General features: G+C 51.5%; 22 protein-coding genes and 1 tRNA gene. 2 read left to right on the forward strand and 21 right to left on the reverse strand.

The features are described from left to right. Positions 1–7: 7 nt before the first annotated feature. The 14 genes from AALG83_03740 to AALG83_03805 all read right to left on the reverse strand — a co-directional run bounded on the left by AALG83_03740 (position 8) and on the right by AALG83_03805 (position 11,765). Positions 8–1,069, reverse strand: coding sequence for a peptidoglycan-binding protein (locus AALG83_03740; protein ID MEY8382262.1), 1,062 nt, complete (start codon positions 1,067–1,069; stop codon positions 8–10). Positions 1,070–1,089: 20 nt separating this feature from the next. Then, entirely contained in the window at positions 1,090–2,361 is a 1,272-nt protein-coding gene (locus AALG83_03745) for a hypothetical protein (protein MEY8382263.1), read from the reverse strand. 3 nt (positions 2,362–2,364) lie between these two features. Further along, on the reverse strand, positions 2,365–3,183 hold the full coding sequence (locus AALG83_03750; protein MEY8382264.1) for a hypothetical protein: 819 nt from the start codon (positions 3,181–3,183) through the stop codon (positions 2,365–2,367). Beyond that, positions 3,161–5,026: a hypothetical protein gene (locus AALG83_03755; GenBank protein MEY8382265.1), complete on the reverse strand. Its 1,866-nt coding sequence runs from the start codon at positions 5,024–5,026 to the stop codon at positions 3,161–3,163. The genes AALG83_03750 and AALG83_03755 overlap by 23 nt, the downstream gene beginning before the upstream one ends. A 2-nt stretch (positions 5,027–5,028) precedes the next feature. Continuing rightward, positions 5,029–5,394, reverse strand: coding sequence for a hypothetical protein (locus AALG83_03760; GenBank protein ID MEY8382266.1), 366 nt, complete (start codon positions 5,392–5,394; stop codon positions 5,029–5,031). A gap of 56 nt (positions 5,395–5,450) precedes the next feature. Beyond that, positions 5,451–6,524, reverse strand: a complete 1,074-nt coding sequence (locus AALG83_03765; GenBank protein MEY8382267.1) for an FN3 associated domain-containing protein — start codon at positions 6,522–6,524, stop codon at positions 5,451–5,453. An 18-nt stretch (positions 6,525–6,542) separates the two neighbouring features. Continuing rightward, positions 6,543–7,238 (reverse strand): hypothetical protein, encoded by a 696-nt coding sequence (locus AALG83_03770; GenBank protein MEY8382268.1) that lies wholly within the window; start codon positions 7,236–7,238, stop codon positions 6,543–6,545. 72 nt (positions 7,239–7,310) lie between these two features. Beyond that, positions 7,311–7,490: a hypothetical protein gene (locus AALG83_03775; GenBank protein ID MEY8382269.1), complete on the reverse strand. Its 180-nt coding sequence runs from the start codon at positions 7,488–7,490 to the stop codon at positions 7,311–7,313. A gap of 12 nt (positions 7,491–7,502) precedes the next feature. Then, entirely contained in the window at positions 7,503–9,206 is a 1,704-nt protein-coding gene (locus AALG83_03780) for a hypothetical protein (protein MEY8382270.1), read from the reverse strand. Positions 9,207–9,231: 25 nt separating this feature from the next. Next, a complete protein-coding gene (locus AALG83_03785; protein ID MEY8382271.1) occupies positions 9,232–9,453 on the reverse strand; it encodes a hypothetical protein in 222 nt (73 codons plus the stop codon). A 17-nt stretch (positions 9,454–9,470) separates the two neighbouring features. Next, positions 9,471–10,916: a hypothetical protein gene (locus AALG83_03790; protein MEY8382272.1), complete on the reverse strand. Its 1,446-nt coding sequence runs from the start codon at positions 10,914–10,916 to the stop codon at positions 9,471–9,473. Continuing rightward, positions 10,900–11,235 (reverse strand): hypothetical protein, encoded by a 336-nt coding sequence (locus tag AALG83_03795; GenBank protein MEY8382273.1) that lies wholly within the window; start codon positions 11,233–11,235, stop codon positions 10,900–10,902. Before AALG83_03795 ends, AALG83_03790 begins: the two co-directional genes overlap by 17 nt. A 220-nt stretch (positions 11,236–11,455) precedes the next feature. Continuing rightward, entirely contained in the window at positions 11,456–11,650 is a 195-nt protein-coding gene (locus AALG83_03800; protein MEY8382274.1) for a hypothetical protein, read from the reverse strand. Then, positions 11,625–11,765: a hypothetical protein gene (locus tag AALG83_03805; protein ID MEY8382275.1), complete on the reverse strand. Its 141-nt coding sequence runs from the start codon at positions 11,763–11,765 to the stop codon at positions 11,625–11,627. The genes AALG83_03800 and AALG83_03805 overlap by 26 nt, the downstream gene beginning before the upstream one ends. 311 nt (positions 11,766–12,076) lie before the next feature. On the opposite strand from AALG83_03805, the gene AALG83_03810 reads away from it, so the two are divergent. Together AALG83_03810 and AALG83_03815 are read left to right on the forward strand one after the other, a co-directional pair. Further along, positions 12,077–12,316, forward strand: coding sequence for a hypothetical protein (locus AALG83_03810; GenBank protein MEY8382276.1), 240 nt, complete (start codon positions 12,077–12,079; stop codon positions 12,314–12,316). A 36-nt stretch (positions 12,317–12,352) separates the two neighbouring features. Then, positions 12,353–12,435 (forward strand) — tRNA-Leu (locus tag AALG83_03815). A gap of 235 nt (positions 12,436–12,670) precedes the next feature. Here AALG83_03815 and AALG83_03820 read toward each other — a convergent pair. From AALG83_03820 to AALG83_03850, 7 genes are all read right to left on the reverse strand, one after another. Beyond that, positions 12,671–13,066 carry a type II toxin-antitoxin system HicB family antitoxin gene (locus tag AALG83_03820; GenBank protein MEY8382277.1) on the reverse strand — a complete coding sequence of 132 codons (396 nt, stop codon included), beginning with the start codon at positions 13,064–13,066 and terminating at the stop codon, positions 12,671–12,673. A 49-nt stretch (positions 13,067–13,115) separates the two neighbouring features. Then, the gene (locus AALG83_03825; protein ID MEY8382278.1) at positions 13,116–13,289 is read right to left on the reverse strand and encodes a type II toxin-antitoxin system HicA family toxin; all 174 of its coding nucleotides are present in this window, start codon (positions 13,287–13,289) and stop codon (positions 13,116–13,118) included. A 104-nt stretch (positions 13,290–13,393) separates the two neighbouring features. After that, complete coding sequence (locus AALG83_03830; GenBank protein MEY8382279.1) at positions 13,394–13,612, reverse strand: hypothetical protein; 219 nt, start codon at positions 13,610–13,612, stop codon at positions 13,394–13,396. 2 nt (positions 13,613–13,614) lie between these two features. Then, positions 13,615–13,908, reverse strand: coding sequence for a phage holin family protein (locus AALG83_03835; protein ID MEY8382280.1), 294 nt, complete (start codon positions 13,906–13,908; stop codon positions 13,615–13,617). 15 nt (positions 13,909–13,923) lie between these two features. After that, positions 13,924–14,958 carry a hypothetical protein gene (locus tag AALG83_03840; GenBank protein MEY8382281.1) on the reverse strand — a complete coding sequence of 345 codons (1,035 nt, stop codon included), beginning with the start codon at positions 14,956–14,958 and terminating at the stop codon, positions 13,924–13,926. Beyond that, entirely contained in the window at positions 14,918–15,949 is a 1,032-nt protein-coding gene (locus AALG83_03845; GenBank protein ID MEY8382282.1) for a siphovirus ReqiPepy6 Gp37-like family protein, read from the reverse strand. The genes AALG83_03840 and AALG83_03845 overlap by 41 nt, the downstream gene beginning before the upstream one ends. A 3-nt stretch (positions 15,950–15,952) precedes the next feature. Then, positions 15,953–16,801: a phage tail family protein gene (locus AALG83_03850; protein MEY8382283.1), complete on the reverse strand. Its 849-nt coding sequence runs from the start codon at positions 16,799–16,801 to the stop codon at positions 15,953–15,955. Positions 16,802–16,803 lie beyond the last annotated feature (2 nt).

Here is a 16,803-nt window from a genome sequence, read left to right on the forward strand (position 1 = left end):
TGTCCTATCATCCTTTCCATGTTCCGCCAAGGCGCTCACAGGTATCTTTTCCGATAATCCCGTCCTGCCTCAGCCCGTTTTTCTTTTGAAATGCCTCTACTGCCTGTTTTGTGTCATCGCCAAACTGTCCGTCTGCGCCTCTGCTCCCGCAGGGATATCCTCTGGCAATCAGTGCCTCCTGTGCCTTTCGCACGTCCTCTCCCCGCATCAGCGGGCTTGTGCGTTTGAGCAGCCGCGAGAGCGTCCAGCCCGTCTCGTCGCCGCCAGCAGTACCTTTCCATTTCCCGCCAAGCTTTTGGCAGGTATCCTTGCCGATGATCCCGTCCTCTCTTAGGCCGTTATCCTTTTGGAAGCGTCGAACTGCGGTTTCCGTATCCCTGCCAAACTGCCCGTCCGCGCCTCTGTCTCCACAGGGGTACCCCTTGGCAATCAGCGCCTCCTGAGCCCTTTGCACATCCTCTCCCCGCATCAGTGGGCTTGTGCGTTTGAGCAGCCGTGAAAGCGTCCAGTCTTTTGGCAATCCTGTCGCCGGCGTATCCTCTTCAATTTCCTCTTTCAGGCACTCCGGCCTGCCAAAATAGTTCCAATATCCCGCCTGCGCATCAATGCCGCGCTTGACAACGCCGTCATCCCGGCCTTTCGCCTCTATGACGTTTCTTTTCGCATCCACTACGATGCCAACGTGATATGCCCTGCCTTTGCTCGCCCCATCGGTGTATACCCGGAATACGAAATCCCCCGGAAGAATCTGTGCTTTTTGGATTTTTTGGCATTTCCCCTTAATCGTGTTAGAGGCCATATCATAGCTGTAAACCCCTTTGAGGTTTTGCAGAAAATACATAATCAGGCCCGAACAGTCGAATGCCCTTAATACCTCTGCCTTGCCCTCTTTTTTACGCTTTTTCCAAAGGGCGATCGCCCGATCTGCATTGCGTTCACTGGTCTCCATCCGGCGAATCCAGCTTTCGGAAATCGTCTCATGGTTCTGCCCTTGCGCGCCCCATACATAAATCGAGCCATTGTCCAGCTGCTCATGCAGATAGTCAAAGAATTCAGATAAAAGTCCCATATCTCTTTCCTCCCATATAGCTATATGCCAAGCTCCGGCGCTCCGTTCGCATTATAACAGTATGGTGTCGTCAGTTTAGGCGCACCCGCCTGATCATAGACATACGCCATCGCCTTGTTCGGCGCGCCATCTGTTCCATAGACGTGCGCAATCCCCGCAATCTGGACAAACTCACTTGGCGCGCTCCAGGCGCACGCCTCACATCCATCATGTCCGCGCACCTTAAATCTCCATTTTGTGCCTGCGCGGAAAGCTTCCGGCGCCAACGAGAGATCGATATCGACGTATTTTTTCGTTACGTCATATTGCCTGTCCAGCTCTTTGGCCGTAAACGCTACGCCATTTTCGTCTTCCGGGCACACCTGATACATCCAAAGATTCCCATCCGGGTCGCCTCCGCCCGTGAATGAAAGCCGCAGTGTGCTCCCCGGCGCGACGATGTTTTTATCCACTGTTACGTTTGTGCAGACATTTGGCGTAGAGTTGGTGATTACATTGGGCGATACTTCAGCAAAATCCGAGTAGTACTGCTCTCCTGCTGTGCCTTGGGCTCGAATGCGGAATCTCTTTCGCTGCCCTCTCGTCCGCGTTGGGTACAGCGTACAAAGCCGGCTCGACTGATAATAAACCGCCGAATCCGCCTGCTCATTGGCGTTGGTTGCATTTCGCCACCCTGTCAGCTCTCCCTGCCCCGGCTTAAAGACCAGCTCCTGAATATGCCACCGCACAAATGCATTGTCTTTGCCGCCTCCGCCGCCGACAATCTCAAACTGGACACCTTGCCCTGGGCTCGCATAAGCACTCGTATGCTTTCCGTTGAATAGAATTTTTGTGGGCGCCGTACATTTGCTCGCTGCCGAAGTCCAGGAAAGCACCTCCGCCGTCGCCGTCGTGCTAAAGGTCTTCAGAGAGGAAAGCGTAGAGCCATTGAGGTTGAGCGTGATATAGTAAGTGGTGTTCGCGGCCAAATTCAGGTTGCTTGCCTGAACATCCCAGTTTCCGCTCTTTCCCTGCAAGGTTGCCTGCACCGATGCAAGAACTGTGCCTGTCGGCGAACCGCTTCGAATCTTGGCAATATAGGTAAAAGCCCCCTGCCAGCCAGATCCGCCTGCCTCGTTGTCCCAGTTAAAGTGCCAGCGCACCGAATCAATTTTCGCCACGCTCTCCCCGCTGCCCGGCGTAATCACGAAAGACCAAGCCGCGTCCTGGTTTGTGAAGCTGCTGTTATGGCCCACGCGCACCCATCCAGTCTTTTGCAGCGCGCCGCTGTGATAACTAACTGCAATATTCATGCGCTACCCCACAATCTTAAAATAAATTGAGCCAGGCGTGCCCGAAGCCGGCGGTTCATCCGTCCCATAGGTCATCAGCGCGCTGGTGATGATCTTTTTCCAGGGCAAAAATACGCCGTCCGTCCGAACGCGGTAATAGAGATCATGTGTGGAAACAGACGAGACAATCTGCGCGTAATAATTTGAATCCAGCGCCATTGTTACGCCCACAAACCAGCCAGTAGCCGGCGCGTTTGCCGCGTTGTTCGCCGAGTAAAAACCCCCGGGCGCTGCCCAATCCCAGTCGTTGTGCCCGGTCAGCATTTCAATGCTTCCGTTTTCCGCACCTCTTCCCAGGTTTTCACCAATGCCGTATCCGCTGGGCGCCGCGCCCAGGTTTTGCCGCGCTGCCGCAGCTGCCGTCGCGCCTGTTCCGCCGTTGGCAACTGCCAGCGTCCCTGTCGCGTTGGAAAAATCTCCCGACAGCTTTGCTGCCAATACCGCCTGAAACTGCTCCGACAGTTTGTCCTGAGTAATGCTCGCATCCGGAATCTGGCCCACTACCGCTTTTTTCAGCTGCTCATTGAGGTATCTGAGCTGCCCGCCAACCGTCTGCGCACCGTCCGGCGCCAGCGCCTCTGCCCCCAGATTGTCCGCCGCCTGTTCGCTCTCCAGCTGATCGATCAATCCGTTCAGCCTGGGCGCAATCACCTCTTTACTCGCCTTGTCAAACTGCTTTTTCAGCCAGTCTGCCTGACCGCTGACGACGTTCTCCTCGATGGAAGTGATGTCCTTTTGCGCAAAGTCCGCATCCGCAATCTTATAGTTTTTTAATTCCGCCATTTTTCCTCCTTGTGAGATTTCCCATGGTAAAGGAAATCATCATCGCTAAAATTCCAAACCCCTGATCCGCCTGGTTATTGCGCACTCCCATCTGGAACTGCAGCACCTTGCGGAACTTCCTGGGCGAGACCTGCACGCGCGGCCCATCCATGATGTCGAAGGTAAACCGGTTGAAATCCACATCGTCGAAATCAAAGATGTCCACGGTAAAATCGCTGGTTACTTCTCTCAGCGTCTTGTCCGTCGTAAAGTAGATCTCTCCCGAGCTTCGCGTGTATGGCTTGACCAGAACGCCCGTCCCTTTTTTGGAAATGCTCTTTTCCCGCATGAAATTTCCGCCGTCCAAAAGCGCCGTCGTCCAGACCGAGTTGATGGGCGCGCCGTTATCTGAGTAAGCGAATCTTCCCTCTGTCTCGGGATCCCGGAAACACATCACCGCCCCATCTTCCGTGCCAAAATAGAGCTTTCCGCCGTGCTCCCGCAAAACTCTCGCCGGAATGTCCGTCCAGTAATACCATTCATATCCCGTGCCCGATGGCGTCGAGCAGGTCTGCTCTGTGTTTGCCACGTAGCAAACCCCGTTCACGCTCAGCACATAGAACCTGCCCCAAACCGCCGCCACCGCTTCGGATAAGTTTTTCTCCTTGGTCAGCTGCGGGTTCACCATAAAGCTTCGGTTGACGACGCTCTTCTGGTTGGAAACGGCATTGGTGGAAAGCCCGCAGATGCCGTTTCTGGTGAGCATCAGCTGGTCATTTCCAAGGCTGGCAAACGCATAGCGGGAAATCGCTCCCACGCCCGAAATCCCTTCTTTGACGTCAAACTCTGCCTCATAAGTCTTCGCGCCCTCTTTTTCTTTTTCGACCAGCCGCGCCGTGCGCAAGAATAGCCCCGTCTCATCGCTGGGCTCTTTGACGACAATCATGGAATCATACTGCTTGGTATATCCCATAATGGCCGCGTTGCCGCTGCCAAGATCTGTGTAACCTGTGTCCGGAAAATACTCTGGGTTATACGTTCCGCTCTGCCAGTCGCGGTTTGGATGATCCGAATTTCCTGTTACAAATACTCTGGTATCATTGCCCACGCCAAATGTGCCGTAAATACAGCATTTTTCAATCGTGTCGCGATAGCCTGTAATCGTCTTGGCAAATTGAATCGAGATATTGTCATCGCCGCTGGTCTTTTGCGGGGCGGAGACGAAGGTAACTGTTCCTTCCTGCGCATCGAATGTATAATCCACTCCCGCGGTTTTGAGCTGTCTGTCTACATAGACGATAGTCTCAGTATCATCCAGCTCATTTCCGTCCAGCTGAAACTCCACCTTCTTCCCGTCTCCATGAAAACAGTTGATGCGCTTGGGCTGAATTAGGTTGCACGGTTCATGCGCCATTCCCGCCGCCCTGGTCGTGGGGATATACCCCTCCACCTTTTCCAGGCTCTCTCCGTCATAGCGCAGGTAATGCGCTCCATCCAAAATGTAGAGACTGTGGTTCAGCAGGCTCACCTCATCTGCAATCTCTTCCAGTCCCATCACAAAGGAAACAGATCTCGCATCGTTTGCACCCTCATAAAGCAAATTGCCTTCCGTATCATAAAAATGTGTCCCGGCATGCACGATCATCTCTCCGTCAAAGAAGTGAATCCCGTTAATGCGCCCGTCATAGCTGCAAATCTGCTTGTATCCCGCCCGTTTTTCCGGGCGCCCCGCGCGGTCTGCCACCATGTTCGGCGCGTATGGGCTGCGGCGTACGTCTACTTCCGTCTCCTCATTGGCAAAGTCCACTCCGAGAAAATTGGATAGCTCAATATAGCGCGCCCGCTTTGGTGAAGTCCTCGCCATGGCTACACCTCCGCCGGGCAAAACCGTGCCCGCACTCTCGATGCCTTCCATGCCAGATAGCGCTCGCGGTAATCGTTGGAAATGCCCGTCTCATCATCATCCACATAAAGATCTCCCGCAATGCCCAGCGGAATCACGCTTCTGGTCAGCTCAAATTCATAGGGCACTTCCTCTTCTAGGCCCGCGATCATCGGGGGCTCCTCCAGCACGTCTTTCCCCTTCGCAATGCGAACGGAATTGTTGGTCTCAAAGCACTCCTCCAGCTTCATGTTGAGCTGTACGAGGAAATTTTTCTGATATTCCTCCGCATCGCTGTCATCCATAAACATCAACGCCAGCACGCTTCTGTAAATTTCATTTGCTGTCATTTCTTCCTCCTTTGCTTATGGAAAAGGAGGGGTTTCCCCCTCCTCCCCCTGCTGCATTAGGCAACCGTAATTTCCTTCTCTGCAATGTCAGAAGTAAAGGGTGTCGCCGTGCCGCCATACGCAACTGCCTTAACCAGGTGCTTGCCCGCTGCCAGGTTTGCCGTGCTGATGGCCGCAGAATAAACCTCGGCTTTGGGGTTAAAGCGCGGGTCCGTGCCATCCAGCGTGTATAGAATCTTTGCCGCGTTCGCGCTGGCAATCGTAATGCCGTTGTCAGCCTGCGTAATCGTAGGCGTCGCCTGCTTCTTGGAATCCAGAACAATCGCACAAACGCCGTTCGCCTTCGCGCCCAGCACAAATGCGTCAAACCAGAGCCGCCCTTCCATCAGCCAGCCATCAATGCCCGGAGGGTTGGTGTGCGTCTTGAAAGTGGAGATTTTTCTGGGCAGCAGAATGCTGTCTTTGCAGGCCAGGAAGCCATAGCAATTCTCGGGCATATAGCTCGTGGGAACTTTGACGATCTTCGCGCCCTCAAATTCACCGACGATGCCTTTGGAAAGCGCCTGCTCGCCCAGCCGCTCCAGGCCCAAAAATTCGCTGGAGAGCGAGAGATTCTTATACATCTCCGCCGTAACGTAGAGGTATCTGTCCTCGCCCGGGGCAAATGCGTCGTCCAGCTTTTCCACAGCCTTGGCAAAGGATTCGACAACCGTGCTCTTTGTGGGCTTGGCGTCCACGGCTACACTGCCGCCGTCCCGCAGCCACTGGCGAATCGCGTATTTCTCAGTCTCGGGCGTCGCAATTTGCTTGATCTGCTCGCTCATCCAGTTGCCCGCCGAAACCGCCATCATGGAGTCGGAATAGTTGCCGCGATCCAGAATTTTGGTAAATGCCTTGTCCTGGGTCAGCTCCATCTCCTGCACAACCGTGTCCATCTCGGTGGGCGTGCCGTAGCGGTCCACACCTGTTCTCACATAGTCGGTGAGAGGGGTCGTCAGCGGGCTCTGAATGACGATCTTCTTCACTCCGTCAAATTTGTATGCCTCGGAAACTTTGCCCTTAAAATAAGAGGTCGGGGCAAATGCCGCTGCAAATTGTTTTGCATATTTTGTCGCTAAATTAACTGCCATTTCAAATTCCTTTCTGAATTAAATACTTCGCAGAAATGCCTGTAAGAAAGGATCTGTCTCCTCGCCTGCTCCTGCGCTTGCCGCGCTTCCCGGAGCGATAGCCTTGTTGTAGGCGTTCTGCTGTGCCGCCTCTATGCGGCTTTTTAACTGTTGGTTTTCATACTGCAAGTAGGCTGCATCCGGGTCTGCGCCCTGGGCCACCGCCTGCTTGACTTCCTCCGGCAAGTCTCCAAACCGGGAAACTTCCGGGTGCTTCTGGAAAAATTCGCTCCAGCGCTGCATCTTGGCGTCTCGGTCGCGGAACTGGTTTACTTCCTGCCGCAGTGCCTCATGCTCGGAATTCTCGCGCTCTGCCGCCTTCAGGTTTACTTCGGCCGTGAGGCTGTTTAGGAAATCCTCCTTGCTCATGCCCGATTTACGCGCCAAATCCTGAATAATCGCCGCCTCCGGCGCATTTCTCAGCCGCGTCAGCTCTTCCATCACATGATCATAGTTCATCCCTTTTTGGGCGTATGTCCTCGCCTCATCTTCGGATAGCCTCTGCTCCACGCCGTTGTATTTCACATCCAGCGCAAAAGCTTCCTGCATGATCTCCTGTGTGTCCTCACTGATCTCGCCGTCGTCCTCCTGCTGCAAAAGGCTCTCTTCAAATTCCTGCGCCTCTTCCATCTGCATTTCGTCCGTCTGATTGGTTTGCTCAAACATTTCTTCCATTTTCATTCTCCTCGCCTGGTTTTGGCTTATCCTGGGGTATCCCCCTCTATTTCAAAGGCCTGTGGTTTGGCCTCATTCGCTTACCTGCCGCACAGTCAGCGGCTGCTCATGCTCTATGGTCAAAGTTTCCTTGCAGTTTGGGCAAGCCATGTTCAGCACGCGGTAAAGCTTCGTGCTCTGCGCGCCCTGCTTTAAGATGTTCTCCGCGTTTGTGATCAGCATCTCGCACTGCTTGCATTTTGGACATTTCATTTCTCTTCCTCCTTATCCCTGAACCTGCGCCAGAATCTCGGGCGGCAGATTCGCCATCGCCTCATCAATATTGATCTCCCCGGCGCCTGCCGCGCCGCCCGCGTCCATCATCGCCTGGCCGCCTTGCATATCCATCTCTGCGCCCTGCATCTCCGGTCCTGCCATCATGGCGTCCGCGCCCGGGCCTGCGGCAGCTTCTTCGCTCTTCGCCATGCTCTCCTTTGCCTTTTCCACAATCTTGGCCTTGTTGGGGATCGCCGAACTCGGGACGGATTCCAGATATGTAACCGGATCCACCAGCTGCTTGGCGAACAGATTGTCCAGGCTCTGGATGCTCGTCATTTCCGACCAATAAGCCGCCGTACCAATGTCGACGTTAAATTCCAGCACATAATCCGATAAAGTGGCAAAATCAAAGGTAACCTCCTGGTCTGCTCCCATGTCATCCTCGGTAACAACCGTGCGTTTGCCATAAAAGATCCGCATCTGGTCCACGCAAATGCGCACAAAATCTTCCACAAACTGGTAGTAGCTCTGGCGCACCAGCTCCAGCGGCACGGCCGTCGCCTTCTGCACGGCGATAATTGCCGAAGTGTTGTCCGGCTGTACGTTGCCCAGCGCCGCGTCCGAGGCGCCCATCAGGTCTTTGGTCAGCGATACATACTTGTCGATGTATTCACCCACCTGCGAAGACATGCTGATGTTGTGCGTGTCCGTGCTGACGATCCGGGTGGGATCGCCGCGCACGGCAATGGGCGCAATCCCCTCCACCCAGCGATCCAGCTTGGTTTCATCGTAAAATACCCGCGGGAATGCCTGCTGGCGAATGAACCGCTGTGCCAGCGCCGAAAGCTTGTTAATGGCCATCTGGTTGGGGATGAGCCCCTCAATGATGCTCTGGCCGTGATAGCAGTTTTTCACGCGTTCCCAGTTCATAAAGCAAATGGGGTATAGCGTCATCTCGGTCTTGGTCTCCGGCTTGATGATGGTGTTTTCCGTCGTCTTGATGTAGTGGATTTTGCCGTTCTCCTTCCAATACTTTAAAATCACGGTAACCTTGTCATCGTAAATCCGCTCATCCTCCGCAAAGAGATCGTGCTGTGCGCTGTCCGGCCGAATCGCCTCAATGTCCGCCTTGGGGCGCCCCATCTCCTTCATCTCTGCCTTCACCTCGTCCACCAGCCTGCGGTATTCGATCAGGAGATACGGCTGCTTCTGAACGTTCCCAACCTGCGGGTTGCCAAAATAAATACTCGTGTTGTCGATGGCCTCCAGCTCGATCAGCCCCGGCATATCCGGATGTCCGCTCTTGCGATCCGGGTTGAAGAAAACGTGCATCACGCCGTCTCCGTCCACAGCCGCATCCCGCAAAATCCCGCGGCTCAGGGCGCCAAATCGGTTAAACTCCATAATCTGGCGAATCTGCCGCTCTGTAACACGCAGCATGATGCGCGAAACGCTGTCCTCCACTCTGTTAAACAGCCCCAGCCGCAGCCCAATATCGTCCGAGACAAGCATGGCGATAAAATAGTTGACGACTCTCTTCAAAATGTTGAAAACCGGCTTGTCCAGATCCGGCGCGTTCACGCCCTCCCATTGCCTGCCCAGAAAGAAGTTCTCGTTGTTCTTCACTTTCTCGACCAGATCAATGCTCTCGTTGAATTGCAGCGCCTTCTGGTATTCCTGCCAGATTCCGCTCGGCTTCTTGAAAATCATATGCTCTCCTCTCTATCCCTTTCTCCTAAATCTCCTGCTGCTCGTCCAGGCCGCCCCGATAGTTCATCAGCGCCTGAAACTGCCGCTCTTCCTTTGCCAAGTGCTCCTGGAATTCTTTGCGCTGGCGCAAAAGCTCCAGCTCGGTTTCCCCTTGCTTTTCCATCCGCTCCAGCTTTACTGCAAGAAACGCAGTGCAGCCTGCCAGCAGCAAAATTGCCATTCCGAGAATCACAATACAGGTGATCATTCTTTTTTTCTCCTCCTTTAAGTTCCATACGACAGCAAGCTCTCGACTTCGCTGTAATACATCTTGGTCTTTTTATTTTCCTTTGGCTTCGCCCCAAAGGGCCGCAAAACGAATAAGTATCGCAGTGCATCCGGCGCATGTGTCAGCTCGTGCGGCTCATTCGCGCAATCGTTGGGCTTCTTCTTGTCCCTGGCAATGCTCTGCAATGTCCGAATCAGATTCGGGCAGTTTTTGAAGATCTTCAGCCGCGCCGTCTCCTTGCCCTCCGGGTCCGTGTAAACCTGAAGCCATTCTTTCAGGTTGGCCCAGCCCGAAATCCTGTCATTGGAAGAGCGCTCAAAGTGCAGCCCATAGCTGTCAAAAATCTCTGCCCGTGTCCTTCCGCTCTCATTGCTCCTGCCAAACATATCCGGCGGCGCATACCGCAGATAAATCGCGTCTCCCTGCTCTGCCTGCTTCATGGCCTCTGCGGCCTTTGGGATAATCAGCCCTTCTTCATAAACCTCCCGGTAAACGTATGCGTTGTTTTCCCCGTCAAACGCTACCCAGTAGCTGGCCAGCATGTCCAGCCCATAGTCCATCGTGTGATATCTGCGCCAGTCATCCGGAATAGCAAACGGCTCGCAAACGTGAATATCCCTGCGCATCTCGTCAAAATATGCCCCTTCAAAGGTCGCCATCGCCTCTTCTGGGCTGGCCGGGTACTCCCTCAGCGTCTTTTCGCCCAGCAGCTTGCGCGTCTTGCGGTACCACGCCGCATCCCGCCTCGGATCCGCGTCCCATGGCAGGAAAATCCGGTTAAATTCCTCCGCCTGCTTCCATGTCTTTTCAAAAAATGTTCCGGGCATCATGGTAGAAAGTCCGATAACCTTCCCTCCCCCCGGCCGGTTGATCACGGGCAGGCCCGCGGTCCAAATCTCCTCCGCATATTGCTGAAACGCCCATTCGTCAAAGAGCAGAAGATTCGCCGTAAACGACCGGGAAACACCCGGCGCCGAGTTAAATGCCTGAAAGATGCTGGGCGCGCTCCCTTTTTTGAATATCTTGATGGTCATCGCTGTCGCTTCAAATCGGAATCCCCCCGGCGGCTCGGGCCCATATTCGGAAAAGAACTCCGGCATGTTGCGCACAATCACGCCCAGCCTGCGCACCAGCTCCTTGGCCTCCAGCTCAGTCCTGGAAAGGGCGACTACCGTCGAGCCTTCCCGGGTCATCAGCGTGTAAAGCGCATAGCAGATCGCAAGCCAGCTCATGCCCAGCTGCCGCGCTTTCAGAACGATGTTGAACTTGTGCTCGTGTATCGAGGCAAGGGCCTTTTTCTGCTCCGGCCAAAGTTTAAAGGGGATGACGGCCTCTGTCGCGTCCTTGTCCTCAATTTTGCAGTAGTTTTCTATGAAGTAGGCAAGATCGCCCGAGAGATATGCCAGCTCCCTCTCCCGAATCCGCTCAATCCTCTCCTTCACAGCGTTTGCTCACCTTTCGCAGTAATTCCCTGTCCCCATCCGAAAGCTCCGTGCTCTGCGTCTCTCCCTCTGCCGGGTGCAGCTTTTGCAGCATCTCAAATGCCTTAAATTTGGAAAACATCTTATATTCCACCGAGCCATCCTTCTTAATCTCAATGCGCTCAACTGCGCGCTTTGCTCTGGGTGTCAGTTTTTCAAAAGCCTTTGGCCGCCAGTGTGTCTGCCCATCCTCATCCGTGTATCGCTCCAAGTAGTTCGCCGGATTTTGAAACGCAATCGCTCTGAGCTCTTTTTCGATTTTCTCCTGCAAATTTTTCACGCTCTGTTTTCCCTCCCATTCCTCTATTTCTCCGGCAGGAAAAGCGGGCATTCTTCCACAAAATATCCATCAGCCGCCTCCGTCCCCAATTCACGCGTGCGCCATCCCGGCACGGGCCTCAAATGCCTGCTCCAGTTGCATCCCCGCCCCGCCCTGTTTGGAACTGCGTTTTGGCAAATCCAGCAAAGTGTCTCTTCTTCCTTCCGTCGTCTGCCCGGTTTCATGCCGTCTCCCTCCCCGCTTCCAAAATCTCAATCCCTGCCATCTCCAAAAGCTCCTCCCTGCTCATCGCATATGCACATTCCATGCAGAGCCTGCCCTCTTCCAGCTCTAAATAGCTCTCTCCCTCGCAAATATACTCTCCGCAGTTTTTGCAGAGGAAAATCGGGTCAGTTTTTTTCTCGCCATAATTCATACCAAATCTTTTCCCGCTTTCTTGCCTGTTCTAAGCGCTCTTCGAGCTCCAAATTCTTTTTCGTCAGATGAAGGATCATCTCGGTCAATTCCTCTTTTTGCATATCTCTTTTCATCTCAAACTCCTTATTCACACTTCGTGATTATATATTATCACTATATGTGTGATTAGTCAATTTATTTTTTCACATTTTGTGTGATATTTTTCTAACACTCTCCTATTGCCCCAAAAGCCGCCATTGCTGCGCCTATTTTGCCAGTCCTCTCCGCCTTCTTGTAAAATCTCCTTCCTTTGCTATAATGGAAATAAAGAGAGCGGCAAAGTGCCGCTGTTTAAACTTGTATTCCAATTCTCTGCGCTTGGCAGTAGTATAATAGGTAGATATGCCCCGCGAAACCATCTGCCTCTTCCAAAGGTGATCCGTATATGAAAGCAGTTCCCTATCCCAATCCGTCTGTCGATTCTCTCATGCGCCAATGCCGCGCGCTCCATGCGCAGTCCGGCCGGCTTCTTTTGCAAGTATCCCTGGTGGATGCCGGGCAAAGAGATCTCGGGGCCATTCAAAATGAGCTGGCTCGGCTCAAATCCTGTCTCGAAAATCTGGAAGCGCTTCTCGCGCAAAAAGAGGACCTTCCTGCTGCTCAGCAGCTCTCCCTCCTTCCTTGACTTTTCTTTGCTCCTTTGCTATGATGTTAGTTGTCTGCGGATGTGGCGGAATTGGCAGACGCGCTAGATTTAGGCTCTAGTGGGAGACCATGCAGGTTCGATTCCTGTCATCCGCACCAAAAAGAAAATCGCTCAACAGAGCGATTTTCTTTGTTTTTGGCTTTGTTAAGCCGAAAATCAATTCTTGCTATTGATAGTATTTTTTTATATTTAAATGCAAATTCCTGTATTTTTTAAAAAAATGCAACACGAAATGCAACACGAAACTTATCATAAAAGTACCATATATCGTACACTTTTCCAGTATAACTATTTTGCATAATAAAAAAGGCGGAGCAAATGCCCCGCTTCTTTTTATTCTGTTACCTTCAACTCTTTTTTTAACGCCGTTTGCAATATCGCTGATACATTCAAGTTTGCTTTTTCCGCCGCAGCATTAAGCCACGATGGAAGCGATACATTTCTTCTCACCGTTCTCATATCATTTTGCCGCCGATACTCTGTAAAATCCACATCAACTAGTGTTACAACGCCATCCCAGCATTTTGCCTCTAGTCCCCGCAAATCGGACGGCAGCGGAATTGTTTCGCCCTCATCCTCCATATCAATCCCCATAAGTCCGATCGCATCTCGCGCCATTTCCATAGCTTCCGCGTAATCTGCGCCCTGTGTTCCAATATCAAAATCTGGAATCTCAACAATAACAAACTTTTCGCCCTGTCTCATAATAATCGGATATGCTGCTTTCATGTTAAACTCCTTCCTTTTTATCTTTTCTATATATTATTGCGTTTAGGGGCTATTTTAGCCCCCTGCGCTTTATGATTGCTTTTGCCAGCTCTTCTGCTGTTTCTCTATGCCGGACAACGCTCTCGCGTTCTGTCCCTTTCACATAGATGTCGTGATTTGCGCCGTGCCTCTTGAATTTCCAACCGTTCCTTTCTAAAAGCTCTATCAAGTCTTTCGTTTTCATCTTTTCCCTCCTTTCATTATTTATTATACACATTTAATGTGTATCAGTCAATACTTTTTTAAAACAAAAAAGGCGGGGCAAATATGCCCCGCTTTCTTTATCTCTCATACGCTATGTTCAATCTCTTCAATGCGGTGTGCATTGCCTTTGATTTTTTCTTCCACCGCTGTCATGCGCTCCACAAGGTTATTGTGCAGCTTCACTTTCTCCTCTAGCTGCTGCAACCGAAAATTTGTCAGCCGGGAAGATGCAAAAATACCTCCGAGCGAGCCAATCAGCGTGCCTGCAAAGCCGAGGATGGCCGTTAGAATTGCCCCGTCCATTCCTATTCTTCCCCCTTTTTCACCTTGAACTGCTTGTAAATCTGGTTGGCGTAAACGCTGCACCCGGCGCAGAGAATGCCCTGCACCGCTCCCATGAGCAAGCTTTGCGTGGTGCTGTACTCTGTATCCCGAAACACCAGCAGCCACGCCGCGCCCAGCAGCGCCCCCAGCAGACCAAGCCCCAGCGGGATATACTTATTCTCAAACACTTCCGCTTTCTTGAGCCCTGCGCCAATCAGATACAGCACGGGAATTAGCGTAAGCATCTCCGGCCGAATCAGTTCCATCATATCCATTTCTTTTTCCTCCTGTTAATTATTTTGTAAAAGCTGATCTACATCAGCCCTTAGTTGAGTTACCTGCGTTTGTAAAGCCTCGATCATCTCAATCGCTGTAACAGCATTCGATCCATCTACACTTTTAAATATTTCGATGTTCACTACTGTCCCTGTGTGTATTGGTTTGACAAGCGTTATTTGTTGTGCACTCTCTACCGTGTAATCGATAGTAGGGATCAAATTCATACCGTTAATATATACTTGGATAATGTCCAAATCCACGTTATAAGCTGCCGCCGGGATATTGATCGGGATTGCGCTCGTATTGTCTGCCGCCGCTGTATAGGAACCCTGATATTTTCTTAAAAGCGTCGCGGTTGAGATAGATTCTTTGATCTCGTTAAGCCATGTGTCGAATCCCTCCGACGTACTTTGGTACCAGTCATTCATCTGCTGTTTTGTTTGCTCGTAGTACGTCGAGAAAGCATCTTGCCATTGCTCATATGCGCCACCTAACTCAATCTGCTCTATCAGCCCCGTAACCCAGCCGCAAGCACTCTCATCTGGGCGCATATCGGTAATAGCGCTCTGTGTGATAGTTTCCGTCTTTGCGGCCACATAAATATTAGCCAGAACCAAATCGTATTCATCTTCTGTTCGCAGGATCGTTGGCGGCGCCGGCGTAGACGCAGGCGTTCCCTTTCTTATTTCGATATCCATTTTACGTTTAGATTTGGGATAATCCGCTATAATTACGCTGTCTATCCTGTCAAATACAATATCCGCCGCCTCTACGGTTATCGGATAATCGGCATCGTTTTCAATCTGTCGCCCGCGGCATCTTCCTTTTCCTGGCCACACAATGATATTCATACCATTGCCTGTTGCCATTACCTGCAAAGCAGAACTTGGCCTTGGTATCACTCCATCGCTTATGATGTCTCCCAAATATTTTGCGAAATCATCACAATTATATTTTCTGTCCCCGTTTATCGAGTTATAAAATCCGCTTCTTATTGCCATTTTTTCACCTACCAAAAGACGGAGCAACATGATACCCCGTTTCATCCTCGCACTCTATAATTTCTATAATCCTAGCATTAATCGAAAGACCCCAGCGCGAATTTTCCACTGTTACGACGTCGCCCAGATCATAATCTGTTTTGTAAGCATATTTTCCCTCCGAGATGATCGCGCCGTCGAATACTTCCGTCATTCTCGTCAATCTCTCCGCCCCTTTTTCTCTAAGCGCCGCTAAATAATCCGCGTCTGATATTTCTCCCTTATTGCTGCTTACGTCTTTTGCATCCACGAATACTTCATAACGCTCCATTCCGCTCCCTTCTCCTATTGTCGCCATCCTTCTTTCCAGCCCTTCACCTTCCCCGGCTACCAACGCGACATTAACAAGCTCTTTTGCCTCTACTAAATAGCTGGACTCTTCCAATGTGTCATATTCATCCGAGAAAATAACATGCGGGTTTTCCGCCTGCCCCCTTGATCTATCCTTTCCCCGGTAAAACCCAAAGCGGAACACATCACCGTCCAGCCTCATTTTAAAGCCCACTCCTTCTATTGCACTTTTTTCCTCAATGGCGGTCAGGAGGTTATCGCCCGTTATTTGGCATTCAATATGCGTGTCAATGCCGCGCGGCTCTTCCAATGCAATGATAGAGATTTTCCTATCTGTCAAAGATGGTGCGACGGCGTTTTCACGGATCAACTTATACATTTCGGTTTCAAATCCCCCGTATAATCTTGTTTGCCGCCATACAATGCGCCGTCCCAGTATGCTTTCTGAAAATCGCCCTGCCGCCGTGATATATTCCCCCTCTTCTTCATTTGAAGTTATATTGAGGCTTTCGATGATCCCGACGCTTTCGTCATCCTTCCGTGTTACATACCGCCCGATTTTCAGCAATTCCAGCGCCTTTGCCGTAGTCATCATATAAATTTCAAACTCCCCGGCCTGAAAATATCTCTTTGTCCAGATGACGCTTTCCGCATCGTCTATCACCCCCAGCTCTTCAAAATCCGAATCCAAAATATATAACTCCATCACTCATACACCCCCATATAGATCACGATGTCGGAATCGGATCGTCATGTTTTCCGTTCCCTCTTCGCTCTCATAGGTGAATACATTGTCCCCCAGCTTCAACGGCAACCATGATATCCCCGGCATGAGCAGGTTGAAGATATTTTGTTCCACTCCTCCCCGAAGCAAATAGACCGTTTTCTCTCCCTCGTTTGTGTCAAACGTGATTTTATCGCCTTTCTGCATCTGGATATTCACGCCGAGCATTTCCGCTGTTGCCGTGTTGTATATTTTGGGGTTTAGTACCGCACCCGTCGCCTCCATTTCGATGATAAGGCCACTTTCTCTGTCGCCCGAGTTTAAGACGTTTTGCGTGATGTATCTGTCTATCGAGCTAATGGGTACACCTTCTTCCTCTATCGAAAATGGAAATTCAAACTCGTCGATAATGCGGCTAATGTCGACAATCATTTCCCGCGCCGCTTTAAAGAACGGTTTCGGGCATAACACTACGATTTGAACGCCGCATTGCCGCGAAAAATAATCCGGCGTTACATCCTCCACCATGCCTTTGATCATCACATCGCGCCGCCCATTTCGATAATAAATCGTTATCCACTCCCCGACTTTGCAATATCGGTACAGCTCCACCCTGTTTTGCTCAATATCGCCTCGCAAAGTGAGACGCATGTTTATGTTGCGCGATGGAATCTTTATGTTGGTAATTTTTTCGCCGCTGTTTCCCTGCTGTGTTTTATTTGTCTTGGCCGCGACTGGCGCAAGACCATCTATTTTATCTATCACATATCTGTGCGTGTTGTCCGTCAGGCTTAACCGTTCGCCTTTGGCGTTTTCTACCGCAAAATAAAACATTT

This window comes from Christensenellaceae bacterium 44-20 (genome assembly GCA_041223705.1).
In the GTDB taxonomy this organism is placed as follows: domain Bacteria; phylum Bacillota; class Clostridia; order Christensenellales; family Christensenellaceae; genus QANA01.